Consider the following 10,319-nt stretch of genomic DNA (forward strand, 5'->3'; position numbering starts at 1 on the left):
TCAAAGTAAAGCAGTATTTTTAAGTTTCAGGGACGGAGACCCTTCTTCACGGGAGGGATTCTTCACCCGTTTTTGACCCGGTGAAGCAGCTTGTCAACAGAATTCATCGGGTCAATTTTTTATGTAATCTCTTTGTTATCTGCTCAGCATCCTCCTTATCACGATTACTCCGCCTGGCCCAGGCAGCAGCGCAGCTGGGCAAATGTAAAAGGCTTTTCAATCCAGCAAAATATGCGGCCTTCAAAACAGTCTTTGTTGAAATCTTCTCTCGAGGTAAGTATAATCTTGGTAAAAGGTATCCGCTTGTCGCTGCTCAGATGGCGGCAGATATCCTGAATTCGCTTACGGCCAAAAGTGCCGTCAAGAACTATATAATCAGGCCTGAATTCATCCAGAATTGTGGCACACTCGTATTCGTCCGATGCCCCCCGCACAATAATATCGGCTTTCCTGGCTTCACTGAGCATTGAGTACCGCAGGTGACGGTTGCGGGTGACCAGTAGTACCGACGTTCCCTGTCCGCGCACTTTCTCATAATAGTCACAGGCGTTACAGTCGGAGTGACAGTGCAGCTTAAGATGCCCAAACTGCTCAGGGATATCCCGCATTTCATAGCAGCGACGGGCGCGGCTGCGATAGACCACACATTCCCGGCAGGCCGGCTTTATTTCTCCCTTGTCGCCATAAAACTCCCAGCAGTAATGGTAGGGGAGAACGGGCGGCTCCGTTCGAGAAACAGGCTGTTGCGGAGAGTGTAGCATCTGTTCCACCGCTTCCCGGGGAATACGGGAATGCCCTCCAGGAGTATTATATGATGAAATCTTCCCCTGCCGGACCCATCGCAAGACAGTGTCAGGAGACACTGCCAGCAGTCTGGCGGCCTGGGAGGTGGTGTAATATTGTCTTTCCAACATATTTCTGGAAATTCTGACTTTTCTGATTTATTGCAATATAATAATAGATAAATCGGTCTGTCAATCGATATTTGCGCCCGCCAGGCAGATATTTTGATATATACCACCAAAACTATCCGCTTTGTTCTATAAGAGAAGTCTCCGGTAGTCGGCAAAAAAATCGGGCAACAGAACGATTCCGTAGGACTGGTATTATCAAGCTATACTGTCCAGATGCAGAGAGCGACTATCGGCGTTAGTACTTTCCCTGCTAATTTAGAGATTTGCGTGGATTTTATCTCGATTGAAAATGCCGGAGGTCGGAATCGAACCGACATGATGTTGCCATCGGAGGATTTTGAGTCCTCTGCGTCTACCAGTTTCACCACTCCGGCAGTTTGTCAATAATATATCGCCCGGAATTTGCTGTCAAGACCTAACTGACCATCGTAGATGGAAAGGGGATGAACGGCTGTCAAAAATGATAAATGTCGGCGCTGTCTTCGGGGATAAGGAAGTTGTCTTTGACCGAGGGACCTACATACAGCCCTTTGGAGGGATGAACCGGGCAGGTTTCGCTCGGAGTATCGGAAGCTTTGAACACTTCCCGACGCACTTCAATGCAGCGATTTGTCGCCAGTTTTCCGGAATTAAGGCAGACATCCAGGAAGACAATCCCCTCCGGGACTTCAAAATCGACAATCGGCAGAGTGTCGTGTGCCGCTTTCATGACGGCCGTCCAGACCGGCAGGGCATTGGCGCCGCCGGTTTGATTCTTGCCGATAGAGGTCTTGTCATCAAAGCCGACCCATACGCCGGTAGTTATCTGCGGAGTAAAACCGATGAACCAGTTGTCGCAGAAGGCATCCGAAGTTCCGGTCTTGCCTGCGGCAGGGCGGGTAAAGCCCAGCCAGCGCGCCGCCCGTCCGGTGCCATTTTCAATTACCGACTGCATCATATTGACCATTATATACGCTGTCTGCGCCGATAAGACCTCTTCCTTTTGAGCATTGGAATTATCTTCCAAAACGTTTCCGTAACGGTCAATCACCTTCAAAATATATCGATAGGGGACTTTAATCCCATGGTTGGGAAAGACTGAGTAGGCAGATGTCAATTCTACCAGGCGCACCTCGCTGGTGCCGATTGCCAATGAGGGCACCGCTTGAAGGGGAGTGTTGATACCCATCCTGTTGGCGTAAAATATCGCCTGCTCTGGACTGACTTTAAGTAGTAACTTAATGGCGATAAGATTTCGGGAGAGCCGCAAACCGTCACGGAGAGTCATCTCGCCCATAAATTCATTGTCAAAGTTTTGAGGCCGCCACTCTTTGGCGCCCGGTATTTTCAAGACAATGGAATTGTCATAGAAGATGTCGCTGGGATGATATCCATTGTCCATGGCGGCGGTATATACAAAGGGCTTGAATGCCGACCCCGGCTGACGCAGCCCTTGAACCGCCCGGTTGAATTTGCTCGTCTCAAACTCCTTGCCGCCTATCAGGACTAAGATATTTCCGGTTTCGTTATCAATGGAAACCGCCGCTCCTTGAATCTGTTTGTATATTCGCTTGGTTGACTGGTAACCCGATTCCGGGTCGGGGACTTCTATTGTATAAGCGGGATGGTTATTAGAGTAGTTTCGCTCGTAAAATGCCTGCATTTCATTCAGCTTATTTTTCATCTCCATTTCCGCTTTTTCCTGCAGGTCCCAGTTCAGCGACGTAATCACTCGGAGTCCGCCGGAGTAGAGCTGGCTTTCCCCGTATTTATCGAGCAGATACTGCCGCACCATTTCCGTAAAGTACGGCGCCCGTCCCGTTTCTTCGCTTGGCATTTTCACTTCCAGAGGAAGATTTCTGAGGGAGTCATATACCGAGCGCGATATCTTTCCCCAGGTATAGAAGGAATAGAGCGATGAATTCCTTATTCTCACGGCCTGCTCTGTGGAATCAAATATTGAGTAGCGGCTGGGGGCTTTTAATAGACCCACCAGCAGGGCGCAGTCATTGATATTCAGCTCATCAACGGATTTGTCAAAGTAGGCGCGGGATGCCGCCGCGATGCCGTAGGCGCCACGTCCAAAGTAATACTGGTTAAGATACATCTGGAGTATCTCTTCTTTGGAATAGGTCCGCTCCAGTTTGATCGCGGTAAGGGCTTCCTTGATTTTTCGCTCAACTGTCTTCTTGCGGTTCAAAAAGAGCATGCGCGCCAGCTGCTGGGTTATAGTCGATGCACCTTGAGCCACCCGCCATTGCGTTACGTTGATAAAGAGCGCCTTAACCAGACGCGGGAAATTTATACCCCAGTGATTGAAAAAGTCGCGGTCTTCAACCGCCAGAAGCATATTGACCATGATTTCCGGAATCTCGTTGTACGGCGTTAAGACCCGATTCTCATTGAAGTATTCCTGCAGCAGGGTGCCATCGGAGGCATAGATTTTGGTCTTTAGTGACGGCTCAATATTATGGAGACTCTCAAAGGAGGGAAGGTCTTTCTGATATACCATATAAGTTCGGTAAAGGACTATCAGCAAGAATACCACGGTAAGAGCTGCCAGTATCAATAGCGCCTTACGCTGGCCGGCGAATGCGATTATGCGGTTCAATATCTCTCTTGGCATATCCTTTATAAATCTCTCCTTTTCGACTCCAAGTCAAGAAAAAACTGCCGAATTATGGTTTATCTGATGTGTTATACAATGTTAACGGACAAAGATGCCTCACAGAATTTTTTACTGTTGCGTTTGAGGTGACCGTTAATTATTGTCGCAGAAGGCTGGAATCAGGATTAAGAGCCTAAGAGAAAGAGGTTTGCAGGAATTGAATAAGGATATTAGTAAAGAACTGGCAAGGCAATGGGAGCTAATTTCCCGTGGCGCGGTGGAAATTATACCGGAGGAGGAGTTCAAGGAACGTCTTAAGAAATCGATAGAAGATAATGTACCCCTTAGAATTAAACAAGGCTTCGACCCCACCGCGCCGGATATCCATATCGGGCATACCGTCGGCATCCGTAAATTAAAGCAATTTCAGGAACTGGGGCATAAGATAATTCTGATTATTGGAGATTATACCGGGCTGGTCGGTGACCCCTCCGGTCGCTCCGCTACCCGTCCCCAGTTATCATATGAAACTATCCGCGCCAATGCCGAGACTTATCAAAAACAGTTCTTCAAGATACTGGATAAATCGGCGACCGAAGTGCATTACAACGGGGAATGGTTTTCAAAGATGTCCTTCAAAGAGATAATGGAACTGGCATCCAAATTTACTGTGGCGCGGATGCTGGAGAGGGATGACTTTGAAAAACGTTATCGTTCCGGCAGCCCCATCTCTATTCACGAAATGTTTTATCCGCTTATGCAGGCATATGATTCCGTTGCGATTAAAGCCGATGTCGAAATAGGCGCCACTGAACAAAAGTTCAATCTTTTGACCGGGCGCGAAATCCAGCTTGATTACGGCGTCCGTCCCCAGATGATTTTGACTCTGCCGGTGCTGGTGGGGCTGGATGGCCAGAATCGCATGTCGAAATCGCTGGGCAACTATATCGGGATTGATGAAGCGGCGTCAGAGATTTTTGGCAAAGTAATGTCGATACCGGATAATCTGATTTATTCATACTTCGAACTGACCACCGATTTGAGCCAGGACGAATTAAGCCGGGTCAAAAAATCTCTGGAAAGCAACGTCGAAAATCCGATGAATCTCAAAAAGCTGCTGGGCGAGTCTCTGGTGCGGATGTACCACAACGCCGAAGCGGCCAAGGTGGCAAGGGAAGAATTTGAGAAAGTCTTCTCCCGCAAGGAGCTTCCGGATGAAATCCCGGAATACGACTGCCGGAAATACAACGGAAAGGTCTGGGTAGTTCGACTCTTGACTGACTCCGGATTAGTCTCTTCCAACAGCGAAGCCAGAAGGCTGATTGCCGGCGGCGGGGTCTATCTGGACCAGGTAAAAGTCCCCAACGACAATTACGAGATTACGCTAAGTGACGGGATGCTTATCAAAGTCGGGAAGAGAAAATTCCTGCGTTTGAGGACTTGACGGAGCCATCTTTTGCGGACTCTCATCATATAATAATTATATGAAAGCTTTGGTAATTTTCGCGCTTCTTCTCAGCTTGCTGATGGCGGCCGGTTGCGGCAAACCTGGCATGAAAATGACAGATGAGGCCCCGGTTGAGAAGGTCGCGCCCCCCTCTGATATAATAAATCGCCAGGCATACACACATTTTACCAATGCCACTATTCTGGAGTTGCTGGGTGAAATCCCGCTAGCCAGCCGTCAGTACTCCGAGGCGCTCAAATACTATCCCGATTCCCCGCTGCTGCAGTATTCTTACGCCATATCGCTCTTTAGGCTGGGGAATTACCGGGAAGCTCTCGGTGAAACTGAATTGATTGAACCTAAAGGCTCTGAAACCTGGTTGCTTATTGCCGATTCCTATCGGTCACTGGGCCTTCATGATTCGGCAAGGGCGGCATATCTTGAGACAGTCCGGCTCGATTCTACCAATGTCTCCGCACTGAATATGCTTGCCGCATATTACCAGCAGATGGAAATCCTCGATTCCGCGGTCTGGGCGTATGAAAAGATTGCATTTTATTATCCCAGCGCCAGAATTCTGCAAGAAATTGGCAATCTGCATCTGCGCCTGGGGAATATCGACCGGGCAAAGGAGAATTACCAGCTCTCGATAAGTATGGATTCCAGCGAAGCAAATGTACGCTCTTATCTTGGCCTCTCCGTAATCTGCGAAGAAGAAAAAGACCGGGCTCAAGCCAAGCAATACCTCGAGACCGCCGCCCGGTTATCCCCAAACAACGCTTTAATACAGAATCGTCTTCTTGGATTTTATCAAGAGGATAATGAGTTTGATAAGGCTATCGCGACCGCTAAGGCGGTAATTGCGCTTGCTCCTCAAGACCGCAACGCTGTCCGACGACTCGCTATCCTGTATTTCACCACCGACAGCCTGGCTCTGGCCGATTCTATCTTCGCGGAATTAATCGCATCCGGCGATGAAAATCCGGTCAATCATTACTATATCGGAAGGATTGCTTATCTTGGCAACGATTTCCCCCGGGCAGTGTCTCATTTCGCCCGCGTCACCATAATGGCTGATTCGATTGCCGATGGCTGGCTCAATCTCGGGATGACCTACCAGCAAATGGACTCGCTCGATCTGGAAATCGCCACATATGAGAGTTCGCTCAAATATATGCGCAGCACTGATGATTCCTTGCGGATGATGTTCATGCTTGGCTCCGCCCTGGAAAGAAAGCGCCTGTTTGAGAGGTCAGTTCTGACATTTCAGTCGATTCTGGAGATTCAGCCAAATCATAGTCAGTCGCTCAATTATCTCGGATATATGCTGGCGGAAAGAGGGGAGAGGCTCGATTATGCCCGGCAGTTAATATTGAAGGCACTGGAAATCATGCCCGACAATGGCGCCTATATCGACAGTTATGGCTGGGTGCTATATAAGTCCGGCGACTATCCCGGAGCGGTGCGAGAATTGAAACGAGCCGCGGAGGTTATTACCGATGACCCGGTTGTTTTTGACCACCTTGGCGATGCCTACAAGGCAATGGGCGATACCGAAAATGCCCGGAAATACTGGCAGAAGGCGCTGGAGCTTGACAGTAATAATGACCAAATCCGAAAGAAGCTGAGCGAATAATGCGGTCATTGCGCTTATGGTTCGCTCTGGCGGTATTGACGCTCTTTTTTCACTGCGCCAAAATAGAACCCCCGCCAGGTGGTCCGGTCGATAAGACAGGTCCTTCGATTCTTAATACCTATCCCCAGACGGAAGCGGTAGCTGTCCCTTCGGGAAATGAAATAACAGTCGAATTTTCCGAGAAGGTCAATCCTAAAAGCATGGAAGGTGCCATCTTTATCTCACCTCATATGGAGGGAAAACTGAAATACAAGTGGCAGGACCGGAAACTTTTCATAAAATTGCCTCACAACTTTTCTCCCAATACTACTTATGTCGTCAACATTGGCTCCGGACTTGCCGACTTGCGCAACAACCGCATGGAGAAATCGCATCAGTTTGCTTTTTCTACCGGGGAGAGCATTGACCGGGGGAAAATAGGCGGTTTGGTACTGCAGAACGGCAAACCGGTTTCCGGTGTTACCGTTGCCGTTTACGATTCGTCTCAGGTTACCTCAATTGTTAACGGTGATTCAATAATTCCTCCTTTTCTCACCCAAACCGGCAATGAAGGCGCGTTCTCCATAGAATTTCTTCCGGACGGCAGATATTTTCCTTTCGCATTTCAGGATAAGAACAAGAATCTTTACTTCGATTTTCCCGATGAGCCTTTTGGCATCCCTAACCGCTTCGTTACTGTTGACTCCGGCACATTGACTGCCGCGGTGCAATTCGCTCTCGTCAAAACCGACACCTCCGCTTTCTATATTCAATCTATTACATTGACCGAAAACAGATTGATTAAAGCGCGGCTTTCACGTCCCTTGCACTTTGGAAAGAAGCCGGAAGATGCTCTTAGGGCATACCTGTTAGAATTGCCTCGCGGAGATACTATGGAAGCCGACGGCATTTGGGCTGGCGACAAGGATTCGGCGGCAACCTTCAATTTTTACTTTAAAGGGTTGACCGATTCCGCTTATAAGATGAGACTTCTACTTAAAGATATATCTTTGCATGATTCTACCGTTCTGGAAAGCGCCCACCTGGAATTAAGGCTTGAACCGGACATGACGTCGCCAGCGCTGGAGGAGTTTTCACATAGGAACAAATTGGTCTTTCCCAGTGACAGTCTGCTTCAATTGACCTTTTCCGAGCCGATTGATATGGGGAAAGTAAATGAAAGCGTCATTACTGTTTTCAAAGCGAGCGATTCCTCAATCGTGAAGACGGAACTCCGCACAGATTATCCCTTTGCGATTATACTTTCGCCGCATCTGGAATGGGACGAGATTTACCAACTCAAAGTCAATCTCTCCGAGGTTTTGGACCTGGCTGGCAATAAAGCCGCCGATTCGTCCATCACTTTTACTTTTCGCACCTATGATGATGACTCCCTCGGCGCCGTCTCCGGCAACATATCGCTGGATAGCGGTTTTTCTGAGAAATCGAACCGCATCTATCTCAGCTTCCACTCCACTGGCGAAAACATAATCTGGCGATATCAGTTAACGCCGGGCGACTTTAATTATCAGCTTCCTCCGGGCAAATATCTTCTCACGGCGTTCCTGGATGAAAATAATAATGACCTGTTTGATACAGGCTCGCTGAGACCTTTCCGATTCTCGGAAGTATCCATAGCCTACCCTGACACCGTTAGGGTGCGGGCTCGCTTTGAGACGGCCGGCATTGAGATGCAGTTTCGTTGAGATTTTCTGACAAAAATAAAAAAGGGTCGATTCAGGAATCGACCCTTACAGCAGTTTCTTGACTGCCGAAAGTCTTACATCGGACCCCAGAGTTTCAGCACGACTCTGCGGTTTTTAGCATTAGTGTTGGCTTCATCAGGCATGGCAATCGGCTTATTCTCGCCAAAGCTGACTATGAACATCCGGTAGAGCGCCACCCCATATTTATCAGCCAGGAAAGTCTTAACGGATTCGGAGCGACGAAGCCCCAGCTGAAAATTGTACTTGGCGGAGCCGGTGCGGTCAGTATGTCCGGCGATTTCAAGTATAGAGCGCGGATTGTCAGCCATCTTCTGTCCCAGCGCATCCAGGTTATCCTGAGCTATCTGCGTTAGTTCGTGACTGTCGTAATCGAAATTTACCATCCCTTCCCAAATCACCTGATAATCCTCAAACCCTTTGGCTTTATTCAATGCCATATCGGTTTTGCCGGATAACTCAGTAGTCAGGGCCTGAATTCTTTTGATTTCATCACTATTGCTGTCGGTCTGAGCCTTGATACTGCTCACGTCGGTACTAACCTGAGCCTGCATCTCAGCCATTTTTTTGTCCACATACCCCTTACTGGCGCATCCTGCCAGCAAAAGCAACGCTGAGAGTAGAAATGAGACTAAAATTTTTCCAACCATATATCCTCCTGATAGAATCTTAATCTTTCACCTCGGTTTTCAGTCGCCAAAATAACGGCATTTATCGCAATGTGTCAAGATTAAAAAGCAGAATTATTGGCGCACGGCGCCGGCGGTTATCCCGGAGACAATCTGCCGCTGAAAAACTATAAATACCGCAAGAACCGGAATTACCGCCAGAGAAGAGCCGGCCATTAGATGCTGCCAGTCAATCGCTTGATGACCCTGATATAGAGCCAGCGCTACCGGAAGCGTCCGCACCGATTCGGAACTGGTCAATATGAGGGGAAATAAGAAAGAATTCCAGTTGGTCAAAAAGACCTGAATCGCCAGCACTGCCAAAGCCGGTTTGCAGAGGGGCATCACGACTTTGAAAATTATCTGCAATTCCGATGCCCCGTCTATGCGCGCCGCTTCTTCCATTGACGCCGGCAACGTTTCCAGGTACTGCCGCACCAGAAAAATCCCGATCGGATTAACGGCGAAGGGAAGAATCAGCGCCCAATAGGTATCGTACATTCCCAGTTTGTTTAGCATGATATACAGCGGTACAATAACGATGTGGGAGGGTATCATCAGGACAAACAGGACCGTGTAAAACCAGAATTTGCGTCCCGGGAACGGATGACGGGCGAAGGCATATCCTGACAGGAAACAGAAAAGTATATTGGCAGCGGTAACGATAACGCCGACCAGGACAGAATTGAAAAAAAATAGCGCCATTCTGCCCGAGGTGAGAATATCCTGATAGGGAAGAAGCGACAAAGCCGGGGAAAGCAAGTTTTTCAGGGATAATCCCGCGCCAGGCGGCATCAGAGAGACACGAAACATCCAGAATAGCGGAAATGTCATTAATCCCAACAGCAGAGTAAGTATGATAAGTCGCACGGCTCTCAATAGTATCTCCTTCGCATCAACACTATCTGCAGGATGGAGAACAAGGCTATGATGATGAAAAGAAGATATGCGGCAGCGGAAGCATAACCGAATTCAAAACGGTTCAATCCGGATTCATAAATAAAGTAAACGGCGCTGGAGGTGCCATATTTTCCCTTGGTCATTACATAAATCTCAGTAAAAACCTGGAAAGATTTTATGCTGTTTATGACAATAATGAAGATGGTAACCGGATTGAGCAACGGGAGTGTTATATGCAGAAATTTCTGACGGCCGCTGGCGCCGGCTACCGATGCCGCTTCGTACAATTCCTCCGGTATCGCCTTCAATCCGGCAAGAAAAATCAACATGTAATATCCGACCGACATCCAGACATCCATTGCCATTATCGAAAGCAGAGCGGTCCTGCTGGAAAGAAGAAAGCCGTTTTCAGGAGGATGCATCCCTAGCATCTTAGCCAGCAGGAAGAGGTAACCGTCGCGCGA

The 10,319-nt window shown here is 48.4% G+C and carries 8 protein-coding genes and 1 tRNA gene; 3 read left to right on the forward strand and 6 right to left on the reverse strand.

The features are described from left to right. Positions 1-164 precede the first annotated feature (164 nt). From AB1690_05025 to AB1690_05035, 3 genes are all read right to left on the reverse strand, one after another. Positions 165-914 carry an excisionase family DNA-binding protein gene (locus tag AB1690_05025; GenBank protein MEW6014664.1) on the reverse strand — a complete coding sequence of 250 codons (750 nt, stop codon included), beginning with the start codon at positions 912-914 and terminating at the stop codon, positions 165-167. A gap of 290 nt (positions 915-1,204) precedes the next feature. After that, positions 1,205-1,288: transfer RNA gene (locus tag AB1690_05030), tRNA-Leu, on the reverse strand. Between the two features lie 80 nt (positions 1,289-1,368). Then, positions 1,369-3,519, reverse strand: coding sequence for a PBP1A family penicillin-binding protein (locus AB1690_05035; GenBank protein MEW6014665.1), 2,151 nt, complete (start codon positions 3,517-3,519; stop codon positions 1,369-1,371). Between the two features lie 199 nt (positions 3,520-3,718). Between AB1690_05035 and tyrS the strand changes: the two genes are divergently transcribed. Genes tyrS through AB1690_05050 form a run of 3 tightly spaced genes read left to right on the forward strand, consistent with a single transcriptional unit; the run spans position 3,719 to position 8,269 of the window. After that, positions 3,719-4,945, forward strand: a complete 1,227-nt coding sequence (gene tyrS, locus AB1690_05040; GenBank protein MEW6014666.1) for a tyrosine--tRNA ligase — start codon at positions 3,719-3,721, stop codon at positions 4,943-4,945. Positions 4,946-4,985: 40 nt separating this feature from the next. After that, entirely contained in the window at positions 4,986-6,584 is a 1,599-nt protein-coding gene (locus AB1690_05045) for a tetratricopeptide repeat protein (protein MEW6014667.1), read from the forward strand. Further along, positions 6,584-8,269 (forward strand): Ig-like domain-containing protein, encoded by a 1,686-nt coding sequence (locus AB1690_05050; protein MEW6014668.1) that lies wholly within the window; start codon positions 6,584-6,586, stop codon positions 8,267-8,269. Before AB1690_05045 ends, AB1690_05050 begins: the two co-directional genes overlap by 1 nt. Before the next feature lie 74 nt (positions 8,270-8,343). On the opposite strand, the gene AB1690_05055 is transcribed toward AB1690_05050, so the two are convergent. From AB1690_05055 to AB1690_05065, 3 genes are all read right to left on the reverse strand, one after another. Beyond that, positions 8,344-8,937 carry an OmpA family protein gene (locus tag AB1690_05055; protein MEW6014669.1) on the reverse strand — a complete coding sequence of 198 codons (594 nt, stop codon included), beginning with the start codon at positions 8,935-8,937 and terminating at the stop codon, positions 8,344-8,346. 93 nt (positions 8,938-9,030) lie between these two features. Next, complete coding sequence (locus tag AB1690_05060) at positions 9,031-9,825, reverse strand: carbohydrate ABC transporter permease (protein MEW6014670.1); 795 nt, start codon at positions 9,823-9,825, stop codon at positions 9,031-9,033. Between the two features lie 5 nt (positions 9,826-9,830). Then, positions 9,831-10,319 (reverse strand): sugar ABC transporter permease (locus AB1690_05065; GenBank protein ID MEW6014671.1); only part of this gene is annotated, 489 nt, incomplete at its 5' end.

The organism is Candidatus Zixiibacteriota bacterium, from assembly GCA_040753495.1.
Classification (GTDB): Bacteria; Zixibacteria; MSB-5A5; order GN15; family PGXB01; genus DYGG01.

What these genes read in the sequence shown, in the direction of transcription:
- AB1690_05055 (MEW6014669.1), bottom strand. Translation starts at nt 8,937, where the DNA reads ATGGTTGGAAAAATTTTAGTCTCATTTCTACTCTCAGCGTTGCTTTTG.
- AB1690_05035 (MEW6014665.1), bottom strand. Translation starts at nt 3,519, where the DNA reads ATGCCAAGAGAGATATTGAACCGCATAATCGCATTCGCCGGCCAGCGT.
- AB1690_05025 (MEW6014664.1), bottom strand. Translation starts at nt 914, where the DNA reads ATGTTGGAAAGACAATATTACACCACCTCCCAGGCCGCCAGACTGCTG.
- AB1690_05050 (MEW6014668.1), top strand. Translation starts at nt 6,584, where the DNA reads ATGCGGTCATTGCGCTTATGGTTCGCTCTGGCGGTATTGACGCTCTTT.
- AB1690_05045 (MEW6014667.1), top strand. Translation starts at nt 4,986, where the DNA reads ATGAAAGCTTTGGTAATTTTCGCGCTTCTTCTCAGCTTGCTGATGGCG.